Source organism: Pseudomonas helmanticensis, from assembly GCF_900182985.1.
Taxonomy (GTDB): domain Bacteria; phylum Pseudomonadota; class Gammaproteobacteria; order Pseudomonadales; family Pseudomonadaceae; genus Aquipseudomonas; species Aquipseudomonas helmanticensis.
In genome coordinates, this window is record NZ_FXUY01000001.1 from 115672 (window position 1) to 135558 (window position 19887).

Below are 19887 nucleotides of genomic sequence, written 5' to 3' on the forward strand. Positions count from 1 at the left end.
GTAAAAAGTCACCACGATATGGAATTTGCGCCTCGGCGCTGACCTCGCACGTGCTGTGCAGCTTCACTCGGCCTTCCCTGTGCCGGTCACCCAACCCCGCTTCGGTGGGGTTTTTTATGCCCGACTCATTTTGCTCAACAATTCTTCACGCAGATATTTTTTGAGCACCAACGCCACGAGGAACAGTACGAGTAAACCAATGGCGGCTAGGTTCAATGCGGCATACCGCACCCAGAACTCCATCTGACTATTTGTGAAAAGCAAATAGATGCTGTGAATGTGGCTCGTAATCAGCACCAGTAGTCCGGTCCAGATGACACAGACTTTGAAGTCCACGAGCCGCTCTCCACTGATCGTGAAGTAACCAATTACAAGTGGGAGGAATAGTTGAGCTGCTTCGATTTTAGTCATTGCGACACCGTGCTGGAGTTGAGTTGAGTGCTCAGCTTAAGGCCACTCACGAGCGCCAACAAATCAAAATACAGGCCATAAATTCACCCCAGTTCAAACTAACTATCGAATGCAAAAATTGGTTTAGGAGGAGTAATGACAAGCGAGCAGCATGCGTTGGCAGAGATGCCTATTTGGCTGGTGATCGTGCTGGCCTTGGTCGGAGGCGTATCGGGGGAGATGTGGCGAGCCGACAAGGATGGGGCGCGGGGTTGGGCGTTGTTGCGCCGTCTCGCGCTTCGGTCCGGGGCCTGCATTGTCTGCGGTGTGTCGGCGATGATGTTGATGATCGCCGCGGGCATGACGATCTGGACGGCGGGCGCCTTGGGTTGCCTCACGGCAATGGCCGGCGCGGATGTGGCCATCGGATTGTACGAACGCTGGGCCGCCAAGCGGCTTGGCCTTTCCGAGTCGGCATCGACCGACCGAACCTAGGTGCGGGGCCGACCGGGGGAGGCGATTTTTCCGGGTCCTCCCCGAGGGTCGCCCCCTACACGGGTTACGGAACTCACGATCAAGCGCGGGCTAGGATGTACCAGGGCTGTCTGACTTATTTTCGAGGACGACCTAGTTTTGTTGGCAGGTGTAACTGAATTGAGCGGATGGTCTGGAGATCTTCGTGAGTCTCAGTGTGCAGGTATCGTCCAAGATATTTACGGACTTGTAGTTACCAATATTCAGCCTGACAGTCTCGTTGTTGATATTCCCAACCACCCATGTTGGATAGATGTCCTCAACGCCGAATGTGATGTGATTCTTCACGAGTTCAGCGCTTGACCCAGCGGTCAGCACAAGCTCCTGCGGAGTAATCGAGACTTGCTTCAGCTGTTCGGTGAGCAGCTTTGACTTCGCGCGAAGGTCATCGTTTTCGGCTTTCGCTGTATTGAGCTTCTCAGTTAGCTGATCGTTGTTTTTCTCAAGCTCTTCGTTTTCATTTCCGAGCTTGACAAGGTCGCCTTGAGTCTGGAGTTGCTTATCTAGCTTCTCGCTCACGGAATTCAGCTGCTTCAACGTTTCTGGGAGTTTCCATGTGCTGGACTTCTCATACGCCTTTATCTGGTTGTTAAGGTCGTTGATATGGTTTTGAGTCGAGCTTTGGTTGTGCTGGTCTAGCCAAACTCCCAAGGGAATCAGAACGAGGAGTGCCGCCCCAGTTCGTTGCCACGTAATGTTGATCTGCATCGCTTCTCAATTCTGTGAAAAAGGCCGGAATATACTATGAAACCTGATAGGAAAGTATTGGTTGCAGCACCGCGTTCGTGGGGACCCTGGCAAGTTACGTCAGGTACGGGGTCGGAAACCCGCGGGACTGTGTTAGCGGACGGTTCACCAGCTTAGTGAACTGAGGTGAACAGGTGAACTCGCGGGGTGAACTGGAGAATTAATCATGACAATCATCAGCAAAACGGAGTTTGCGGCCCGGCGCGGTTGGGCCAAATCCTATGTCTCAAAATTGGCCAGTCAGGATCGGCTGGTGCTTACCGAGAACGGCAAAATCGACCTTGAAGCCACCGAGGCGCTGCTTGATAAAACCAGCGATCCCAGCAAGGTCGCCGTTGCCGAACGTCACCAGCAAGACCGGATTCAGCGTGACGTATACAGTCAACTGTCCCACGTCAGCGAGCCGACCTCCACGGCTGCGCCGCCGCAACTGATACCCGTGGACGGCAAGCACCCTGACTACCAGCGGTCCCGCGCACTGCGCGAGCACAACATGGCCAAACTAGCCGAAATCGAGCTGGGCAAGGCGCAGGGTTCGTTGGTGTCCAGGGAGGCAGTCGAGACCGGTGCCTACGACGCAGGCAGATTGTTGCGCGACCAGTTGTTTGGGCCGCTTCCGCAGCTGTCCTATGATTTGGCGGCGATGACGGATCCTTGGCAAATCGAAAAACACCTGACGGCAACGATCCGTCGGACGCTGGAAGAGGCAGAGCGCCTCTCTTCGGCGGATCTTGAACATGCCATGACAGCGGATTGACCCCATGCACACGGAATTTTCTGACGGTGCAAAGGTGTACCGTGAGAACTACTTCCGTGGACTGCGCCCTGACCCCGATCTCTGGATTGATGAATGGGCCGATGAGTACATGCGAATCCCGCGAGACACCGGCGCACCTGAGCCAGGCCAGTACCGCACCTCACGCACACCTTATGCCCGAGAGCCGATGCGCTGCCTGTCGCCGGCTCACCCCTGCAGGCGCGTGGTCACCATGATGGCCTCGCAGTTGATGAAGACCCAGATCGCTCTCAACTGGATGGGCGGACTGATCCACATGGCACCGTCGAACATCTTGGCCTTGCTGCCCAGTCTTGGATTGTCCAAGCGGGTTTCGGGGCGGATCAGCAAGACCATCAAGGCCACCCCGGTGTTACGCGAGCGCGTGGCAACGAGCCGCTCACGGGACGCGCGCAATACGATGGACACCAAGGAATTCGAAGGTGGTTCGCTGTACGTCACAACTGCAGGTTCTGCGGCCAACCTTTCGGAGCTGTCGGCACGTTACATCTACGGCGACGAAGTCGATCGCTGGGAGAACGATGTTGGCCAGGAGGGTGATCCCATCCGGCTGGCCGAAACTCGGGCAACCAACTTCGGTCGCAACGCCAAGATCTATTTTTCCAGCTCGCCGACAATCAAAGGCGCTTCGCGTATCGCAGATTTGTTCGAATCCAGCGACCAGCGTCACTACTACGTGCCATGTCCTACGTGCGGTCATATGCAGGTACTGGAGTGGGAACGGCTGCACTACAGCGCGGACTACGCCACCGTGCATTACGAGTGCGCCGCCCCTGAGTGCGACGTGCTGATCGAGGAGCACCACAAAAGCGACATGCTCGCCCGAGGTGAATGGCGTGCGCATGGTCGTGGCGATGGTAAGACCGTCGGGTTTCATCTCAGTGCGTTGTATTCGCCGACCGGCTGGATGGATTGGGCCTCGCTCGCCGTCGAGTTCGAGGACGCGAAAAAAGCCCAGGCGCAAGGCGATACCAGTCTCATGCAGGTGTTCTACAACACCCGACTGGCCAAGGTATGGGACAGCGCGCTCGAACAGACCAAGGCGGAAGTGTTGATCGCTCGGGCGCGTTTGGAAAAATACACCCTCGGCGCTATGCCGCTGGGCGTGCTGATGCTGACCGGCGCCGTCGACGTTCAGGCCAACCGCCTTGAACTGATGGTGATGGGCTTCGGCGTCGGCATGGAGCGCTGGGTGGTGGATCACCAGATCATATGGGGCGACCCGGCGGATGAGCGCACCTGGGCAGTGCTGGACGAAAAACTCAAGGCGCGGTACCGGCATCCCTGCGGTGTCGGCTTGGGGATTCTCGCCACTGGTGTCGACTCCGGCGGTCATCACACCGACGAGGTTTACCAGTTCTGCCGCGCCCGTCGTTGGCGTAACGTCTTCGCCATCAAGGGTGCGAGCAAGCCGGGTAGGCCGGTGATCGCTCAGCGCCCGTCCATGGTCGACGTGACCTGGAAGGGCCAGACCGAACGCAACGGCGCCGAGCTGTGGTTCGTCGGTACCGACACCGCCAAAGACTGGATCTACAACCGCTACCCGTTCCCGGATGGGCCGGGATCGCTGCACTTTGCCAACGACCTGCCGGATGAGTTCTTCGCTCAATGCGTGGCCGAACGTAAGGTCGCCCGTTACGTGCGCGGTCACAAGCGTATCGAGTGGGTCAAGGGCAAGGCGGAGCGCAACGAAGCGCTCGACCTGATGGTGTACTGCCTGGCCATGGCCCATTACTTGGGTATCAACCGGTATCAGGAACACGATTGGGAGCGGGTCCGACAGTCACTGTCACAGGCCGGTTTGTTTGATGACACCGCAGCTATAAAACCCGTTCAAAGCGAACGTATTGCCATCGCATTGCAGCAGTCATCTAGCAATGCGAAAGCGGCACTCGTACCCGCACCGCAACCCGCTGCACCGGTCGCAACGCCGCGACCGGTAGCCGCACCCCCTCAACGCCGCAGCTCTGCCAGCGGCTATCTGAAGAGACGCTGATATGTCCTTTACAAAAAAGCACCTCGACGCGGTTGAGGCGGCCATTGCTCGCGGTGAGAAAACTGTGCGCTACACCGACCGTACCGTGGAGTACCGCACGGTCGATGAACTGCTCAAGGCGCGCGAGGAAATACGATCGTCGTTGGCAAGTGCAGCTGGGCCACGTTCGCGCGTGGTCCGGCTGTACCATGCAGGGAAGGGGGTCTGATGGCTCGACACTTCCCAACGCTGACCCGTAACGGATTCGTCCTGCCGTCCAACATCAAGGCCAGTTACGAAGGCGCTGGAGAAGGGCGCCGCTCCGCTGGCTGGGACGCTCCCGACAACGGGATCAACAGCATCAATACTCCGGCTCTGCGCAATTTGCGGTCGCGCTCCCGGGCGGCGGTTCGCAACGACCCTTACGCCTTCAACGTCATCGACAAGCGCGTCAGCAACCTGATCGGCACCGGCATCACGCCTAGGCCAACGACCGATGATGATGCCTTGCGCAAACTGCTCCAGGAGCTGTGGGGAGATTGGGTCGATGAATCCGATGCAGATGACCGTACCGACTTCTACGGCCAGCAGGCACTGGTGGCGCGTACGGTGGAAACCTCGGGCGAATGCTTTGTTCGCTTGCGGCCACGCGGTCTGGATGAAGGCTTAGCAGTTCCGCTGCAGCTCCAGATCCTCGCACCGGAATTCGTGCCGCACGACAAATTCGAGAGCACCAAGAACGGCAACGTCATCCGTGCCGGCATTGAGTTCACGCCCGGCGGCAAGCGGGTGGCGTACTGGATGTATCTGGCGCATCCGCGCGATGCAGCCTCGCTGAACGCCGGCTACAACCAGCTAGTGCGCGTGCCGGCGGCTCAAGTGCTGCACATCTTCGAACCGGTTGAGCCAGGACAACTGCGCGGTGTGCCGAGACTGTCGCCGGTGCTAAAGCGCCTGCGCAGTTTGGACAACTACGACGACGCGGTGTTGTTCCGCCAAGAGGTGGCCAACCTGTTTGCCGGATTCATCAAGCGTCCCGCACCGGAGTCGGGACCGGTTCCACGCGATCCCGTCACCGGCCAATTGCTTGATCTGGATCGCGACGGCTTCACGCCGATGGTCGCGCTTGAACCCGGCACCATGCAGGAGCTGGGCGCGGGCGAAGAGGTGGAGTTCTCCAAACCGCCAGACGCCGGCAACAACTACCCGGACTTTATGCGACAGCAATTGATGGCTGCTGCAGCGGGGTCGGGTACGCCTTACGAAATCCTCACCGGCGACATGCGTGGGATCAACGATCGAGCGCTGCGAGTGGTGCTCAACGAGTTTCGGCGCCGCCTGGAACAACTGCAATTCAGCGTGTACGTCCATCAACTTTGCCGCCCCGTGCGGGCCGCGTGGATGGACATGGCGGTGCTGTCGGGTGTTCTGGTGCTGGACGATTACGCACAGAAGCGCCGCCAGTACCTTCGCACTCGCTGGGTTCCACAAGGCTGGGCCTATATCCAGCCGGTTCAGGACGTGCAAGCACGAGCGATGGAGGTGAGAGCCGGTTTTTCGTCGCGCAGCGAGATGGTCCTGCGTACCGGCTACGACGCCGAAACGGTTGATCTGGAAAACGCCGCCGATCTGGCGCGCGCCACCTTATTGGGCCTCAACTACAACACCCTTGATGCCGTCGAAGACACCGACGACAAGGAGCAACCATGAGCAAGAGCGCGAAACCGCGTATTTACAACCGCGCCGGCAAACGCGTCGAGGTCAAGGACAAGACCTGGTACGCCGTTCATGCCAGCGGCGAGGCCACCGAGCGAGTGATCGAAGTCTTCGTCTATGGCGAGATCGGCGCGTGGGGTATCACTGCCAATCAGTTCGTGCAGGATCTGCGCGCCATGGATGATGGTGTGTCGCCGGTGGTCGCCGCGTTCAACAGTATCGGCGGTGACCTGTTCGACGGTCTGGCCATGCACAACGCGCTGTCGCGGCTGGGCGAGCGCTGCACCGGCCGGATCGATGCACTGGCCGCGAGTGCGGCCAGTGTGGCCGTGTGCGGCGCACACCGCGTGGTCATCGCTTCCAACGCGATGTTGATGATCCATAACCCATGGACTTACGCCGCCGGTGATGCGGAGAACTTCCGCAAGGTGGCCGACGTTCTCGACCAGACCATGGAAGCGATCATCTCGGCGTACAAGGCCAAGGCGCCCGACATTGATGAGGTGGAACTGCGGCGTTTGGTTGCGGCTGAAACCTGGCTGACCGCCAACGAAGCGGTGGCATTGGGGCTGGCCGATGAAGTGGGCGACGGCGTCAAGGTCAAAGCCTGTCTCGGTCAAGGCGCGGTGCTGCAACGATTCCAGAACGCACCGGCTGATTTGCTGGCCCAGCTCGACGAGGCACCCGAACCGGATCCGGATCTTGAGCCTGTCGAACCGCCGCTGGTACCGCCTGTAGTCGACTCGGCCAAGTTGGCATTGATGGTCACACAGCGCTGCACGGCGGCGGGCATCAGCAACCTGATCGAGCCGCTGCTGAAGTCCACCCAGCTTGAAAGTGAAGAGATCGTTTTGGCGGGTCTGGCACGCGCCAAGGCGATTAACGACCTCTGCGTGGCCGCGCGGCTGCCGGAATTCAGCGCCGAGTATGTCGCTGCAGGTCTGGATGGGCCGGCGGTGCGGGGGCGTCTGTTCGACAAGATTGTCACCAGCGGTAAGGGCTTTGAAATCGACAACAGTCTGCCGCTGGCGGACGACCTAGCGCCCAAGGTGCTGGCCAAACAACCTGATCCCAACTCGATTTGGGCCGCTCGCCAAGCGGCCCAAACTGGAACCGCGCAAAGCGCAAAAGGAGCACGAGCATGACCATCAAACAGGAACCGATGCACGCAGGTGAATTCCTGCTGTCCGAAGGCGCGGGCAATATTTCGCGTGAAGCGATCAACGTCGCGGCCGGCCCAGCGTTGTGGCCCGGGCAAATTCTCGGACTGGTGACCGCCTCCGGCGAATTTGCACCCTACGAACCGACTGCCGAGGACGGCACCGAAAACGCTGTCGCCATTCTCTACGGCCCGCTTGGCGAATCCGATGTGGTGCGTCGCGGTCGTGCCGTGGTGCGGTTGGCCGAAGTCAGCGAAGCGCATTTGACCGGTCTGGATCTGGCCGCCGAGAAAGCACTCGCCACTCATTTCGTGATCGTTCGTTAAGTCGATCCTTTTTTTGTATGCATCCCGCCGCGTGCGGGATTTTTCGTTTCTGGAGAGTACCCATGGCCGATATCGCCATTTTTGAAGACGAAGCGTTTACCGTTACCTCGCTGACCGCTGCACTCAATGATCAACCCTACCTGCCGGGCCGCATCAGCGCCTTGGGCCTGTTCCGCGAGGAAGGCATTACCACCCTGACCGTACAGATTGAAAAGGACGGTGACACTTTGGCACTGGTGCCGGCCGGTGAGCGCGGTGGTTCTGGCCTGGTGGTTGCTGCGAGCAAGCGTAACTTGATCCCGTTCAACACCGTGCACCTGCCGGAGCGTTTCACCATCAAGGCGGATGAGATCCAAGGCATCCGCGCCTTCGGCACTCGCACTGAGTTGCAGGCGGTGCAGGACGTGGTCAATGCACGTCTGGCCAAGGCGCGTCGTCAGTTGGATGCGACGCATGAGTTCCAGCGCATGGGCGCACTCAACGGCCAGATCCTCGACGCTGATGGTTCGACGGTGCTGCTGGACTTGTATGAGCGCTTCGGTGTGCAGCGTCAGAAGTTGTCTATGGGGCTGACTGAGGCCGGTACCGAGCTGCGGGTCAAGTGCGGTGAGGCGCTGGACATGCAGGAGGATGCGCTGGGCAGCGTGACCAGTACCGGCTCGCGCGCTTTTTGCGGCAAGAACTTCTGGAACAAGCTGATTGTTCATAAATCGGTCAAAGAAACCTACCTTAACAGTCAGCAAGCGGCGGCCTTGCGTGGTGATGCACGCGAAAGTTTCGAGTTCGGCGGCATCATCTGGGAGCGTTACCGTGGCAAGGTCGCCGGCGTTTCTTTCGTCCATGACGACAAGGCGCTGCTGGTTCCGGAAGGCGTGCCCGATCTGTACATCTCCGTGTTTGCACCGGCCGACTACATGGAAACGGTCAACACCCAGGGCATCCCGTACTACAGCATGATCGAGCCGCTGCCCTTCAACAAAGGCATGGCCGGTGAAGCACAGTCCAACCCGCTGCACCTGTGCACTCGACCGCGCGCCCAGATCCTGCTGGAACTCTGACCATGGGCTTTCGCGATCTGATCGCCGAAGTCGACGCGGTGGTGTTCGAAACGCTGGGCGATACCGCACGGATCGAAGGTCGCGAAGAGCCAGTGTTCGGCATGTTTGCCGCGCCCTGGCTGCAACCCAAGTTCGGCAAGCTCAACACCGGGTTGCGCGAGCCGCGCTTCGAAATCCGTGTCAGCGATTCGCAAGGTCTGGAACAGGGCATGTTGGTCAGCGTCGACTTGCCTGCTTTGGATGGCGGCGGTGACTACGATCTGCTGCAACTGGAGCCGAGCGGAGACGGTTTGGTCGCTTTGATCTTGAGGATGCGAGCATGAGCGTCGGCAGTTATTACAAGTCCTCGGCAAGCGGCGGGATGCTGACGATTCAGTCTTCGGCGGCAGATTTGCAAGCCTTTGAAGGTTTCGCTGCATTGGTGCCGAAAGCTGCCGCTGCTGCTCAGCGTCGAGCCATCAACAAAACGTTAGGGTGGCTGCGCACTCACATTGCGCGTGCGGTGGGCCGGCAGGAGCGCATTGCCGTAGCAGCGGTGCGTCAGCGCTTGCGCAGCTACCCGGTCGCCGGCAGAGCCGCAAGCGGTAAATTGTGGTTTGGACTGAACTCCATTGAGTCCAGCCGGATCGGTCGCGCACGGCAAAACGGCGGCGGCGTGTCGGTGGCGGGGCGCCGTTATCAAGGCGCTTTCCTCAAACAGGTCTACGGCAACAAGCCCGACATCTGGATCCGTACCGCAAGCAAGCACTTCAATTCGAACGACTACCCCGATACGACAGCGTCGGCGAGGGGCGGTGCCAGTTCTGGATGGGTCGCGGAGAACGGCAGTCGCTTTCCACTGGCAAAGGCCAAAGTTTCGCTTGAGGGAGCCCGTCCGCACTTCGACGAGTGGGTCAAGCGCGCCCATGGCCGTTTGCTGGAAATCCTGCAGCAGGAGCTGAACTTTGAGTTTCAAAAGTACCTGAAGGGGGCGGCCAATGTCTGACGAACCATTCACCCTTGATGAGCTTTATCAGGCAATCGAACGGCAGCTATCAACCCATCTGCCAGGTGTCAAAGCAGTCACCGCATGGCCCAACATCAAGGATCGCATTGCGCTGCCTGCAGTGTTCATTGAAATGGCAGAAATGGAACCCGGTACTGACATCGGTACCGGGCAGACATCTCTGATCTGCAGGTTTGAAGCGCGGATCATCGTCGATCCGATTCGTGCGCAGCATTGTCAGCAGGCCGCACACTTAGCCGCCCAACTGGCGGTGCTGTTGCGCCTGCAAACGTGGGGCGTTGCGGTCGAGCCTGCCGAGTTCGTTCAGGCCATGCAGGACTGGACCAAGCCGGAGCTGGATGGCTACACCGTATGGGTCGTTGAATGGACCCATAAGCTGTATTTGGGTGCGGAGGATTGGCCTTGGTCAGATGATCCCGAAGTGGTTCCCGAGAACGGCGGCTTTCCGGTGGAAATTGTGTTGGCACCGGAGGACTTGCCATGAGTTACGCCAGTGCAGAGCATGACCGCATGATCGCGGCCATGCTGATGCCGTGCGTAGTGGTGGGGGTCGATCTACCGGCAGGAACTGTGCGGGTGTCGAGTGGCGAATGGACAAGTGCCTGGGTGCGCTGGCACAGCCTCGCCGCCGGCAAGGCGCGGCACTGGCGCGCACCGAGTCCTGGTGAGCAGGGGGTGCTGTTCAACCCAAGCGGTCAGGCCGGCATGGGCACTTTCATTCCGGGGCTGTACGGCAATGCCGGCGCCCAGCCAGACAACCGCGACCACGTTGAGGTCTGGCGTTTTGATGATGGCGGTTCGCTGGTCTACGACTGGCAGGCCAAGAGCTACACCATAACCCTGCCGACCGGCACGGTGACGATCAAAGTCGGCAGTACAGAACTCGTCGTTACGGATAACGCGGTGACAGTGAAGTCGGGAACGATCGATGTTGAGGGCGCTGTGAACATCAAGGGGCCGGTCAATATCGACGGTACGTTACACGTCACCGGTAACATCGACGGCGACGCGAACATCATGGCCGTCGGCAGTAGCGACAATCACCACAAGCATTAATCACCCATCCAGCCCGCTCAGTGCGGGCTTTTTTATGCCCGGAGGAAACCCATGGCCAAGAACAATGAGCAAGCGATCGATGAGCCACTACCGTCACCGATTCGTCAATCAGTGACCTCTCAACTTCAAACGCCGGATCTGCTGTTGAAGTTCCGCGATACGGTCTTCACCTCGCGCACCTTGTGCATCCCTGGAACGAATCGAACGCTGTCGGTGGTCAAGGCCACTGTCGAGGTGTCGGCGTCCGATGAACAGGCGTTCACCTACCTGAAATCCCATCCCGAAATTGAACCCCTGGAGTGACGTAGATGATCGGAATGGATCGCCACACCGGCCAGCCCATTGCCGATTTGCCGAGCGTCATTCAGTCCATCGGCGACATCCTCAGCACGCCGATCGGCAGCCGCCGGGTGCGTCCTGAATATGGCAGCAAGGTGCGTAGTTACGTGGACTTGCCGGTTAACGCCGGGTGGAAAAGCTCGGTTCAAGCCGAGGCCGCACGCGCGATTGAGCGTTGGGAGCCGCGCGTGCAGCTTGGGAGCGTCCGCGTGAAAGCGGTGCTGGGCGGGAAGATTGATTTTGTTGTTGCCGGCAAGTACCTGGGCAACGACTTCGTGGCCGAGGTGAGTACATGAGTGTCTTGGATCTGTCCGCCCTGCCGGCGCCGGACGTGCTGGAACCGCTGGATTATGAGCTGACCTATCAAGATTGCCTCAGCACCTTTCGGGTCGACCTGGGCGACAACTGGACGGCCAACATGGAATCCGATCCGGTGGTCAAGCTGCTGGAGACGGGGGCCTATATCAAGCTGGGCAACCGCGCCCGGGTCAACGACGCGGCTAAGGCGCTGCTGTTGGCCTACGCGATCAAGAGTGATCTTGATCAGCTTGGGGGCAACGTCAATCTGCCGCGCCTGGTGATTCAAGCCGAAGATCTGACCGTCACGCCGCCGGTGCCTGAAGTGCTGGAGGAAGACGACCCGTACCGCGAGCGCATCCAGTTGGCTTACGAGGGGTTGACCACGGCGGGGCCGCGTAACAGCTACATCCTGCACACACGCAACGCCTCGGGGCTGGTGGCTGACGCCTCGGCTGAAAGTCCATCACCGTGCAACGTTACGGTAACGGTGCTTAGCACTGAGGGAAAAGGCGAGGCCAGCGCCGAGCTGCTGGACGTGGTGCGGTTGGCAGTGAATGACGAAGACGTTCGGCCGCTCGCCGATCGGGTCACGGTGCAAAGCGCGGAAATCCTCGACTACAGCATTGATGCCATTTTGCACATGAGCAGTGCGGGGCCTGAGGGCGAAGCCAGCCGGGCGGAAGCCGAGCGACGACTGGCGGCATGGATCAATCCACGCAAACGGCTGGGGGTTGAGGTGGCCCGGTCGGCGGTGGATGCGCAGTTGCACATTGCCGGCGTCTCGCGGGTTGAGCTGATCGGATGGGTCGATCTGGCCCCCACGAAGGCGCAGGCGGCGTTCTGTACGGGTTACGCGGTGAAGCTGGCGGGGGAAGCATGAAGAGCCTTCTGCCGAGCAATAGCACGCCACTGGAGCGGGCAATCGAGGCGGCTTTCTACGAGCGCACAATTGTCCCGCTGCGCACGCTGTACGACCCCGACACTTGCCCGGCTCAGCTGTTGCCGCATCTGGCGTGGGCGTGGTCTGTCGATCGCTGGGATTACCGATGGTCTGAGGCAACCAAGCGCGCGGCCATCAAGGCGTCTTTCTACATCCACAAGCACAAGGGCACGATCGGCGCGCTGCGCCGGGTCGTCGAGCCGCTGGGCTATCTGATCGAGATTGTCGAGTGGTTCAACACCATGCCCGAGGGTGTGCCGGGCACCTTCGCGCTGAAGGTCGGTGTTCTCGACACCGGCATCACCGAAGAAATGTATCAGGAGCTAGTGCGCCTGATTGACGACGCCAAGCCCGTCACGCGGCATCTGACCGGGCTGGCGATCAGCCTGGAAACACAAGGCGATTTGAATATTGCCGTGTCCCTTTACGAAGGCGACGAAATCGACGTTTACCCGCCCGTTATGCGTGACATCGAGGTCACCGGCAGCTTCGGCGTGGTCGGTCGCGAACACACCATAGACACCCTGGACGTTTATTATGATTGATGCGAATTCGCAGTTTTTCGCGATCCTCACGAACGTGGGGATGGCCAAGCAGGCGAACGCCGACGCGCTCGGCATTCCCTGGCTGATCACGCAAATGGGCGTGGGTGATGCCAACCCAAACGGGCTGGCTGATCCGCCCAACCCGGTGCCGGCGGCCGGACAAACCAAGTTGCTCAACGAGTGGCGCCGCAAGCCGCTCAACCAACTGAAGATCGACCCGGTCAACCCGGCCGTGATCATCGCCGAGCAGATCATTCCCGCCGATGAGGGCGGTAAGTGGATCCGCGAAATAGGTCTGTATGACGCGGACGGGGATCTGGTGGCGGTGGCCAACTGCGCGCCGAGCTTCAAGCCGCTGCTGTCGCAGGGTTCGGGGCGCACGCAAATCGTGCGCATGAATTTCATCGTAACCAGTACCGGCAGCATTCAGCTCAAGATTGACCCAGCGATCGTGCTGGCCTCGCGGGCCTACGTCGATGCGGCCATTCTGGAAGTGCTGCCGAAGAACAAGACGCCGGGACAGTGGACGCGGATCAAGACCAACGATCGGGGAATTGTGGTGTCGGGTGATAACCCGGAAACGCTCGCCGGCATGGGCATTAAAGACACTTACACCAAGACCGAGATCGAGGCGATGATTGCCCAGGCCTCGGCGTTGCCAGTGGGCGCCACAGTAGCGTTTCCGCTGGACAAGGTCGCGCCCGGCTTTCTGGAGCTGGATGGCAGTGTCAAGAGCATTGCTGTCTATCCCGATCTGGCGGCGTTCCTCGGAACGGCCTTCAACAAGAGTAATGAAGGGGCTGGCAATTTCCGCCTTCCGGAGTCGCGCGGCGAGTTTCTGCGTGGCTGGGATCACGGGCGTGGTGTCGATGCGGGCCGTGCGATTGGTAGCTGGCAAAAGGCATCCGAACACGTCTTTGACATAGGCACTGCGATATCGACAGTCTCGGACAGGAACGCCGCCACGTCACCGGACACGGCGTTGTCTGATATGGGATACGACGCGGTAAATGCTGCGGACTATCCGGGCGCCCAGTACACCGTGTCGACTATCAATGCCAGCTCGCCAATTATTAACAGCGATCAATTAGCCTTTGGCGGAACACGTCCGCGCAACTTGACAGTGATCTGGTGCATTAAGGCCTGGAATGCGCCGATCAATCAGGGAAACATTGATATCGCCGCGCTCGCGGCGCTGGCTACGCAGGCGACCGAAATCAAGCTCGGCACGGCCAAGATCGCAACGCAGGCACTGACAGACGCGGGTGTCGATGACGCCACGATCGTCACGCCGAAAAAACTGCGATTCGGCTTCTCCGTGAATCGGGGGGCCAATGGGTATATCGCGTTTCCGAGCTGGCTCGGCGGACTGATCATTCAGTGGGGTGTGAAGGCGACGTCGACGACTGTGGGTAACAACCCGGTGGTGTTTTACACGGCGTTCCCTAATGCGTGCCTGGGCGTGACTCTGGGGTTCTGGCTGACCTCTCCAGCCAACTATTACATGACGGGCGTGAATACGCAGACGCTGAGCGGGTTCAACATCTACAACCCGCAGGCCGCCCCATTGGTGCACAACTGGCTTGCCATCGGCTACTAAGGGGTAGGTATGTATTCTTCGAAGCAAAAACGCGGGTTCTATGATCCCGCAGTGCACGCCGTCATGCCGGCGGACGTGATTGAAATCTCGGCCAAGTATCACGCCGAGCTGCTCGCTGGGCAGGGTCAGGGCAAGGTTATTGAGTGGGGAGACGATGGCGTCCCCGTGCTGGCTGATCCGCAATTGCCTGCCCCTGATGAGTTGGTCGCTGCTGAGCGTATGTGGCGTGATGTTCAATTGGCTTTGACTGATCCGCTGGTGGCCCGCAATCGCGACGAGATCGAGCAGGGTGATCCGACCTCGATCACTGCCGAGCAATATGCCGAGATGCAAGCGTATCGCCGGCAGTTGCGCGACTGGCCACAAGGGGAGCAATTCCCGCTCGCTGATCATCGGCCGATTGCCCCGCTCTGGATGACCGAGCCGCTTCAATAAACGCCCCGCACTGACGGGGCGTTTTCTTTTCCGTTACGCGTAACACGAACACCCTCACAGCCTCGCTAATGCGGGGCTTTTTCGTTTCTGGAGATTGACCCTTATGAGTGGTTTTTTTCACGGCGTCACGACCACGCTGATTGACACCGGTGCGCGCACTATCTCGCTGCCGTCGTCCTCGATCATTGGTCTGTGCGACACCTTTACCCCGGGCGTTCTCGGCGGCGGCACGGCCAAGGCCGGCGAGCTGATGCTGATCACGACCGTGCGCGAGGCGATCGCGGCCTTCGGTGCTGACTCGGCGATCACCAAGGCCTGTCAGGCGATCTATGTGCGGGCCAAAGCGGTGATCGTCGCCATCGGCGTGCCCAAGCTGGAAGACGCCGCGCTGCAAACCTCGGCGATCATCGGCGGCGTGCTGGCCTCGGGTCAGCGTACCGGCCTGCAAGCGCTGCTCGATGGCAAGAGCAAGCACAACGCGCAACCCAAGCTGCTGATCGCCCCGAAGCATTCGGCAACCCAAGCGATCGCGACGGCCATGGATGCATTGGCCGGCAAGCTGCGCGCGATCGCGATCATCGACGGCCCGAACACGACTGACGAAGCGGTCATTGAGTACGCCGAAAACTTCGGCAGTAAGCGCCTGTATCTGGTCGATCCGGGTGTGCAGTTCTGGGACACGGTCATCAGTGCAACGATCGACGCGCCGGGTTCGGCGTGGGTTGCGGGGCTGTTCGCCTGGACTGACGAGACTTACGGCTATTGGGCCTCGCCATCGAACAAGGAATTTGTCGGTATCACCGGCACCTCGCGCCCGGTCGAGTACCTGGACGGCGACGCCACTTGCCGGGCGAACCTGCTTAATAACGCCAATATCACCACGATCATTCGCGACGGCGGTTATCGCCTGTGGGGCAACCGCACGCTGTCGAGCGATTCGAAATGGGCGTTCGTCACCCGTGTGCGTACCTGCGACATCCTGATGGATGCGATTCAGGCGGGGCACAAGTGGGCGGTCGACCGCTCGATCACCAAGACCTACGTCAAGGACGTGACCGAAGGCCTGCAAGCGTTCATGCGCGACCAGAAGAACGCCGGCGCGATCATCAACTTTGAGGTGTACGCGGACACCGAGCAGAACACGGCCAGCCAGATCGAGCAGGGCAAAGTGTATTGGCGTATCCGCTTCACCGACGTGCCGCCGGCGGAAAACCCGAATTTCATGATCGAGGTCACTAACGAGTGGCTGACCGAAGTGCTTGAAGCCTAAGGGGGCTTATCAATGATTCCTCAAGTTCTGAAGAACATGAACCTGTTTGTCGACGGTGTCAGCTTCTCCGGCGACGTGCCGACGCTGTCGCTGCCCAAGCTGACCCAAAAAGTCGAGGACTACCAAGGCGGCGGCATGTTCGCCCCGATCGAGTTCGCTGTGGGTCTGGAAAAAATCGAGTCGTCCTTTACCACCAATGGCGTGCGCCGCGAGGCGCTGAAGTTCTTCGGTCTGGCTGACCAGACGGCGGCCAATCTGGTGTTCCGTGGCGCCTTCGCGGATCTGAAAGGCCGCGTGACGCCGGTGATCGTCACCATGCGCGGCGGTTTGAAAGAAGTGGACATGGGCGACTGGAAGCCGTCGACCGTGGGTGAAATCAAGCACGGCGTGAAGATCACCTATTACAAGCTCGAAATCGACGGGCGTGTGATGTTCGAAGTTGATCCGCTCGCCGTGATTTTTGTGGTGGATGGCGTTGATCAATTGGCTGCCGAACGTTCGGCCCTGGGCATGTAAGGAATTAGAAAATGACTGAAGTAAACGCAAAAAAACCTGCTCCATCGTGGCTGTCTGTGTCCGACGAAGGGGCGGTTATCACCTTCAAAGGCGCTGTCGAATTCGGCGGCGTCAAGGTCGAAAAAATGACCATGCGCGCGCCGACCGTGCGCGATCAGCGTGCCGCTTCGGCGGGCGCGAAGGGCGACTATGAGCAGCTCGAAATCAACATGTTCTGTAGCCTGATGCAGGCGACCGAGGCCGAGATTGCGGCACTGACTACGCGCAACTACAACCGCCTGCAGGCCGGCTATTTTCGCTTGGTCGAAGAGGATGAGCTTTAACGCCGAGACCCAACGGGTAGCGGCCAAGACTTTGGCGAGAGAGACGGGTTTCTCTGCTGCCGAGATCGAGGCCATGCCCTTTGACCGGATGCTGTGGTGGCTCAGGGATTGAGCCGCTTTCGACTGAGCAAGGTAGGGCACGCACATGAGCAATAAACTTGCGCTCGGGCTGGTCATTGGCGGGGCGGTCAGTTCCACGGTGGGAGCGGCGTTCAAGGACGTCACCGGCCGCATCAAGAAACTTGAGGAAACCGGCAAGCGCGCCCGGGTTCTTGAAAAGACCATCGGCGACACCATGCGTCTGCGTGACGAGTGGCGCAAGGCGCATTTGGCGGGTGAGAAGGGTGCCGATGCCCTGCGCAAAAAGCTGGAAGCCAATCTCGCCGCGCTGAAGAAAGAAGGCGTCGAAGTCCGCAATCTGAGCAAGGCTTACACTCAGATGGGCAGGACGGCGCGCGGGGCCGAGCTGAAAGCCAAAGGGCACATGCAGCTCGACGAAGGCAAGAAGCAGATGCGCAGCAGCGTCGGGCAGGCTGTCGCCGCGTCGGCCGCGATGGCGATTCCGGCCAAGATCAGCGCGGACTATGGCGCGATCATTCGTGACATTGCGATCAAGGCCAACATTGCCAACACGCCCGGAGAGGCGACGCTTTCCAAGACCGTGATCGACACGTCGCGCGATACGGGCATGGCGCGCAATCAGGTGGCTGAGGTGGTGAACGCCCTGGTGGGCGCCGGTATGGAGCTGGACAAGGCCATGTCTTACGCGCCGACGGCGGCGAAGTTCGCCGTGGGTCAGGGTTCGGACGGTACTGAAACCGCGCGGATGATCAACGCTCTGGGGCAGAACGCCAAGATCACCGACCCGGCGATGATGCAGAAGGCTCTGGAGGCGATCGCCTACCAAGGTCAGGCGGGTAGCTTTGAAGCGGCCGACATGGCGCGCTGGTTCCCCGAACTGCTTGCCGGCATGGGCAAGCTGGGCATTACCGGCATGGACTCGGTGACGCAACTGGGGTCGATGCTGCAAGTGCAGATGAAGACCGCCGGCGGCTCGGACGAGGCGGCGAACAACCTCAAGAACTGGATGGAGAAAATCGGCTCCGGCGAAACCGTCGCGGCCTACAAAAAGGCCGGCATCGACTATCAAGGTTCGATGAATACCGGATTGCAAAGCGGCAAGTCCACTTTGGAATCCAGCTTTGCGCTGGCCCAAAAGTACATCGAAGCGACCGACCCCAAAAAGGCCGCCGAGATGGCCAAAGCCACGGCTGCGATCAGCCAGGAATCTGATCCCGAAAAAGCCAAGGCCATGATCGCCTCGCTGGAATCGGCATTGCGCACCGGTGACCTGTTTGCTGACATGCAGGTCAAGGGCGCCTTGACCGCGTTCATGCAGAACAAGGATCTGTACGAGAAGCTGAAAAAGGAGTCGGTCAGCGCGACCGGGATTCTGGATAAGAACCTGGAAGAGCGCCGGCAGTCTTCGGCGCAAAAGCAGTCGGAAATGGTGCAGAACCTTGACGACTCGATGCGCGCGATCGGCGACGCCATGCGTCCGGTGACGGATGCCGTGACGGAGGGGATCGGCTCTGTGGCTGGCAAGTTGGCCAGGTTGGCCGACGAGTCGCCGCGACTGGTATCGGGTATCGGTCTGGCCACTGCCGGCTTGATTGGTCTGTCGACGGCGATGAGCGGTCTCAAGATGGCCAAGGGGCTGCTGAACATCGGCCGTGGCTCGCTGATGGGCAATCCGAACATTCCGCAAAAGGTGATCGTGACCAACATGGGCGCCGGTGGCGTTGGCGGTGGTGGGCTGGATGCGGGCGACTTGGATGCGGGCGACGGCAAAAAAGACAAGAAAGGCAAAAAAGGCGGGAAGGGCGGCAAAGGCGGCGGCAAAAGTTTCAATGCCGGCGGTGGCGGTGTCGGCGAGTTTGGCAAGGTCATGAAGGGAACGGCGGTGGTCGCGGTGGTTGACGCGGGCTTCAAGGCCTATGACACCTATCAGAACGCCGAGACTCAGGACGAGAAAGCCGAGGGGTATGGGGCGGCCGCCGGTGGTTTGGCGGGCACGCTGGCCGGCGCGGCCGCCGGTGCGGCAATTGGCTCGGCCATTCCTATCATCGGCACAATCGTTGGCGGCTTGATCGGTGGTTACCTAGGCAGCCAGGGCGGGGATGCCCTCGGCGGTTTCATGGGCAAGAAGATGTTCGGCACGCCCGAGGAGCTGAAGAAAATCCCGGACGCCGGGCCGTTGATGATGACCGATGCCGGCAAGAACATGGCGCCGAAGTTGGGCGATACCTCGTTGGGCGCTACGGCCAAGGCGTTCGCGCCGGCGGCCACTGGTCCCTTGATGCTGACCAATCCCGGCAAGGGGCTGGATGTCGGTGCGACGATGGCGCCGACCGTTCCGGAGGCGCCGCCGGTGTCGTATGACCCGCACGACCTGAATTCGAAAGACGCCATGCTGTTGCCGCACTTTGCCAACAAGGTGCGCTTTCCGGGTTCGGAGTTGCGGCGACCGAAGGTGATCCGCTCCGGACTGGAGGAGCCTGCGCCACCGCCGCAGATCGGTTTGGCGGCTAAAGACATGATGATGCCACCGGCCAGCGCAGACGCGGCGGCGGGGGCATTGGTCAAGCCGATGGCGGCAGCGCCGGCGGCGCCAAAAGTCGAATCCAACGTGGCGATTCAGGCGCCTTTTTCGCTGGTGGTCAACGGCGACGTGAAGGATGGCAATCAGCTTTTTGCGCAGATCAAGCCAATGCTCGATCAGCACTATCGCGACATGGCCAAGCAGATGGGGGGCAATCAGCTCTATGACACGCCACACGTTTGATAAGGGGGGC

Annotated in this window: 24 protein-coding genes; 22 read left to right on the forward strand and 2 right to left on the reverse strand. The window is 60.1% G+C overall.

The window, feature by feature from the left end; translation table 11 throughout:
- Window positions 1-114: 114 nt before the first annotated feature.
- Entirely contained in the window at window positions 115-411 is a 297-nt protein-coding gene (locus QOL84_RS00545; protein ID WP_186622951.1) for a hypothetical protein, read from the reverse strand.
- Window positions 412-546: 135 nt separating this feature from the next.
- Between QOL84_RS00545 and QOL84_RS00550 the strand changes: the two genes are divergently transcribed.
- The gene (locus QOL84_RS00550; protein ID WP_186622950.1) at window positions 547-885 is read left to right on the forward strand and encodes a phage holin family protein; all 339 of its coding nucleotides are present in this window, start codon (window positions 547-549) and stop codon (window positions 883-885) included.
- 132 nt (window positions 886-1017) lie between these two features.
- On the opposite strand, the gene QOL84_RS00555 is transcribed toward QOL84_RS00550, so the two are convergent.
- Entirely contained in the window at window positions 1018-1632 is a 615-nt protein-coding gene (locus QOL84_RS00555) for a hypothetical protein (protein ID WP_186622949.1), read from the reverse strand.
- Between the two features lie 205 nt (window positions 1633-1837).
- On the opposite strand from QOL84_RS00555, the gene QOL84_RS00560 reads away from it, so the two are divergent.
- The 21 genes from QOL84_RS00560 (at window position 1838) to QOL84_RS00660 (ending at window position 19877) form a co-directional block, all read left to right on the forward strand.
- Window positions 1838-2428, forward strand: coding sequence for a terminase small subunit (locus QOL84_RS00560; RefSeq protein ID WP_105705121.1), 591 nt, complete (start codon window positions 1838-1840; stop codon window positions 2426-2428).
- A gap of 4 nt (window positions 2429-2432) precedes the next feature.
- Window positions 2433-4463 carry a phage terminase large subunit family protein gene (locus QOL84_RS00565; RefSeq protein ID WP_283435769.1) on the forward strand — a complete coding sequence of 677 codons (2031 nt, stop codon included), beginning with the start codon at window positions 2433-2435 and terminating at the stop codon, window positions 4461-4463.
- A 1-nt stretch (window position 4464) separates the two neighbouring features.
- The gene (locus QOL84_RS00570; protein WP_008087653.1) at window positions 4465-4671 is read left to right on the forward strand and encodes a phage head-tail joining protein; all 207 of its coding nucleotides are present in this window, start codon (window positions 4465-4467) and stop codon (window positions 4669-4671) included.
- Window positions 4671-6152 carry a phage portal protein gene (locus QOL84_RS00575; RefSeq protein ID WP_283435770.1) on the forward strand — a complete coding sequence of 494 codons (1482 nt, stop codon included), beginning with the start codon at window positions 4671-4673 and terminating at the stop codon, window positions 6150-6152. The genes QOL84_RS00570 and QOL84_RS00575 overlap by 1 nt, the downstream gene beginning before the upstream one ends.
- Entirely contained in the window at window positions 6149-7303 is a 1155-nt protein-coding gene (locus tag QOL84_RS00580; protein WP_283435771.1) for a head maturation protease, ClpP-related, read from the forward strand. Before QOL84_RS00575 ends, QOL84_RS00580 begins: the two co-directional genes overlap by 4 nt.
- Window positions 7300-7644 (forward strand): head decoration protein, encoded by a 345-nt coding sequence (locus QOL84_RS00585; protein ID WP_105705117.1) that lies wholly within the window; start codon window positions 7300-7302, stop codon window positions 7642-7644. The genes QOL84_RS00580 and QOL84_RS00585 overlap by 4 nt, the downstream gene beginning before the upstream one ends.
- Before the next feature lie 62 nt (window positions 7645-7706).
- Complete coding sequence (locus QOL84_RS00590) at window positions 7707-8702, forward strand: major capsid protein (protein WP_041481041.1); 996 nt, start codon at window positions 7707-7709, stop codon at window positions 8700-8702.
- Between the two features lie 2 nt (window positions 8703-8704).
- On the forward strand, window positions 8705-9025 hold the full coding sequence (locus QOL84_RS00595; protein ID WP_253485135.1) for a head-tail joining protein: 321 nt from the start codon (window positions 8705-8707) through the stop codon (window positions 9023-9025).
- Entirely contained in the window at window positions 9022-9687 is a 666-nt protein-coding gene (locus tag QOL84_RS00600) for a hypothetical protein (RefSeq protein WP_283435772.1), read from the forward strand. Before QOL84_RS00595 ends, QOL84_RS00600 begins: the two co-directional genes overlap by 4 nt.
- Window positions 9680-10192 carry a hypothetical protein gene (locus tag QOL84_RS00605; protein ID WP_283435773.1) on the forward strand — a complete coding sequence of 171 codons (513 nt, stop codon included), beginning with the start codon at window positions 9680-9682 and terminating at the stop codon, window positions 10190-10192. Before QOL84_RS00600 ends, QOL84_RS00605 begins: the two co-directional genes overlap by 8 nt.
- Window positions 10189-10764 (forward strand): phage baseplate assembly protein V, encoded by a 576-nt coding sequence (locus tag QOL84_RS00610; protein ID WP_283435774.1) that lies wholly within the window; start codon window positions 10189-10191, stop codon window positions 10762-10764. Before QOL84_RS00605 ends, QOL84_RS00610 begins: the two co-directional genes overlap by 4 nt.
- A 51-nt stretch (window positions 10765-10815) precedes the next feature.
- Window positions 10816-11067 carry a hypothetical protein gene (locus QOL84_RS00615; RefSeq protein WP_283435775.1) on the forward strand — a complete coding sequence of 84 codons (252 nt, stop codon included), beginning with the start codon at window positions 10816-10818 and terminating at the stop codon, window positions 11065-11067.
- 5 nt (window positions 11068-11072) lie between these two features.
- Window positions 11073-11399 carry a GPW/gp25 family protein gene (locus QOL84_RS00620; RefSeq protein ID WP_283435776.1) on the forward strand — a complete coding sequence of 109 codons (327 nt, stop codon included), beginning with the start codon at window positions 11073-11075 and terminating at the stop codon, window positions 11397-11399.
- Window positions 11396-12283, forward strand: a complete 888-nt coding sequence (locus QOL84_RS00625; RefSeq protein WP_283435777.1) for a baseplate assembly protein — start codon at window positions 11396-11398, stop codon at window positions 12281-12283. Before QOL84_RS00620 ends, QOL84_RS00625 begins: the two co-directional genes overlap by 4 nt.
- On the forward strand, window positions 12280-12888 hold the full coding sequence (locus QOL84_RS00630; protein WP_283435778.1) for a phage tail protein I: 609 nt from the start codon (window positions 12280-12282) through the stop codon (window positions 12886-12888). Before QOL84_RS00625 ends, QOL84_RS00630 begins: the two co-directional genes overlap by 4 nt.
- A complete protein-coding gene (locus tag QOL84_RS00635) occupies window positions 12881-14488 on the forward strand; it encodes a phage tail-collar fiber domain-containing protein (protein ID WP_283435779.1) in 1608 nt (535 codons plus the stop codon). The genes QOL84_RS00630 and QOL84_RS00635 overlap by 8 nt, the downstream gene beginning before the upstream one ends.
- A gap of 9 nt (window positions 14489-14497) precedes the next feature.
- The gene (locus tag QOL84_RS00640) at window positions 14498-14923 is read left to right on the forward strand and encodes a tail fiber assembly protein (RefSeq protein WP_283435780.1); all 426 of its coding nucleotides are present in this window, start codon (window positions 14498-14500) and stop codon (window positions 14921-14923) included.
- A 103-nt stretch (window positions 14924-15026) separates the two neighbouring features.
- Complete coding sequence (locus QOL84_RS00645; RefSeq protein ID WP_283435781.1) at window positions 15027-16193, forward strand: phage tail sheath family protein; 1167 nt, start codon at window positions 15027-15029, stop codon at window positions 16191-16193.
- Between the two features lie 12 nt (window positions 16194-16205).
- Window positions 16206-16709 (forward strand): phage major tail tube protein, encoded by a 504-nt coding sequence (locus QOL84_RS00650; protein ID WP_283435782.1) that lies wholly within the window; start codon window positions 16206-16208, stop codon window positions 16707-16709.
- Between the two features lie 11 nt (window positions 16710-16720).
- The gene (locus tag QOL84_RS00655; RefSeq protein ID WP_283435783.1) at window positions 16721-17032 is read left to right on the forward strand and encodes a phage tail assembly protein; all 312 of its coding nucleotides are present in this window, start codon (window positions 16721-16723) and stop codon (window positions 17030-17032) included.
- 145 nt (window positions 17033-17177) lie between these two features.
- Window positions 17178-19877 carry a phage tail tape measure protein gene (locus tag QOL84_RS00660; RefSeq protein ID WP_283435784.1) on the forward strand — a complete coding sequence of 900 codons (2700 nt, stop codon included), beginning with the start codon at window positions 17178-17180 and terminating at the stop codon, window positions 19875-19877.
- Window positions 19878-19887: the final 10 nt, after the last annotated feature.

What these genes read in the sequence shown, in the direction of transcription:
- QOL84_RS00655 (WP_283435783.1), top strand. Translation starts at nt 16,721, where the DNA reads ATGACTGAAGTAAACGCAAAAAAACCTGCTCCATCGTGGCTGTCTGTG.
- QOL84_RS00630 (WP_283435778.1), top strand. Translation starts at nt 12,280, where the DNA reads ATGAAGAGCCTTCTGCCGAGCAATAGCACGCCACTGGAGCGGGCAATC.
- QOL84_RS00560 (WP_105705121.1), top strand. Translation starts at nt 1,838, where the DNA reads ATGACAATCATCAGCAAAACGGAGTTTGCGGCCCGGCGCGGTTGGGCC.
- QOL84_RS00585 (WP_105705117.1), top strand. Translation starts at nt 7,300, where the DNA reads ATGACCATCAAACAGGAACCGATGCACGCAGGTGAATTCCTGCTGTCC.
- QOL84_RS00610 (WP_283435774.1), top strand. Translation starts at nt 10,189, where the DNA reads ATGAGTTACGCCAGTGCAGAGCATGACCGCATGATCGCGGCCATGCTG.
- QOL84_RS00575 (WP_283435770.1), top strand. Translation starts at nt 4,671, where the DNA reads ATGGCTCGACACTTCCCAACGCTGACCCGTAACGGATTCGTCCTGCCG.
- QOL84_RS00605 (WP_283435773.1), top strand. Translation starts at nt 9,680, where the DNA reads ATGTCTGACGAACCATTCACCCTTGATGAGCTTTATCAGGCAATCGAA.
- QOL84_RS00590 (WP_041481041.1), top strand. Translation starts at nt 7,707, where the DNA reads ATGGCCGATATCGCCATTTTTGAAGACGAAGCGTTTACCGTTACCTCG.
- QOL84_RS00650 (WP_283435782.1), top strand. Translation starts at nt 16,206, where the DNA reads ATGATTCCTCAAGTTCTGAAGAACATGAACCTGTTTGTCGACGGTGTC.
- QOL84_RS00615 (WP_283435775.1), top strand. Translation starts at nt 10,816, where the DNA reads ATGGCCAAGAACAATGAGCAAGCGATCGATGAGCCACTACCGTCACCG.
- QOL84_RS00565 (WP_283435769.1), top strand. Translation starts at nt 2,433, where the DNA reads ATGCACACGGAATTTTCTGACGGTGCAAAGGTGTACCGTGAGAACTAC.
- QOL84_RS00545 (WP_186622951.1), bottom strand. Translation starts at nt 411, where the DNA reads ATGACTAAAATCGAAGCAGCTCAACTATTCCTCCCACTTGTAATTGGT.
- QOL84_RS00660 (WP_283435784.1), top strand. Translation starts at nt 17,178, where the DNA reads ATGAGCAATAAACTTGCGCTCGGGCTGGTCATTGGCGGGGCGGTCAGT.
- QOL84_RS00570 (WP_008087653.1), top strand. Translation starts at nt 4,465, where the DNA reads ATGTCCTTTACAAAAAAGCACCTCGACGCGGTTGAGGCGGCCATTGCT.
- QOL84_RS00640 (WP_283435780.1), top strand. Translation starts at nt 14,498, where the DNA reads ATGTATTCTTCGAAGCAAAAACGCGGGTTCTATGATCCCGCAGTGCAC.
- QOL84_RS00600 (WP_283435772.1), top strand. Translation starts at nt 9,022, where the DNA reads ATGAGCGTCGGCAGTTATTACAAGTCCTCGGCAAGCGGCGGGATGCTG.
- QOL84_RS00625 (WP_283435777.1), top strand. Translation starts at nt 11,396, where the DNA reads ATGAGTGTCTTGGATCTGTCCGCCCTGCCGGCGCCGGACGTGCTGGAA.
- QOL84_RS00550 (WP_186622950.1), top strand. Translation starts at nt 547, where the DNA reads ATGACAAGCGAGCAGCATGCGTTGGCAGAGATGCCTATTTGGCTGGTG.
- QOL84_RS00645 (WP_283435781.1), top strand. Translation starts at nt 15,027, where the DNA reads ATGAGTGGTTTTTTTCACGGCGTCACGACCACGCTGATTGACACCGGT.
- QOL84_RS00580 (WP_283435771.1), top strand. Translation starts at nt 6,149, where the DNA reads ATGAGCAAGAGCGCGAAACCGCGTATTTACAACCGCGCCGGCAAACGC.
- QOL84_RS00620 (WP_283435776.1), top strand. Translation starts at nt 11,073, where the DNA reads ATGATCGGAATGGATCGCCACACCGGCCAGCCCATTGCCGATTTGCCG.
- QOL84_RS00595 (WP_253485135.1), top strand. Translation starts at nt 8,705, where the DNA reads ATGGGCTTTCGCGATCTGATCGCCGAAGTCGACGCGGTGGTGTTCGAA.
- QOL84_RS00555 (WP_186622949.1), bottom strand. Translation starts at nt 1,632, where the DNA reads ATGCAGATCAACATTACGTGGCAACGAACTGGGGCGGCACTCCTCGTT.
- QOL84_RS00635 (WP_283435779.1), top strand. Translation starts at nt 12,881, where the DNA reads ATGATTGATGCGAATTCGCAGTTTTTCGCGATCCTCACGAACGTGGGG.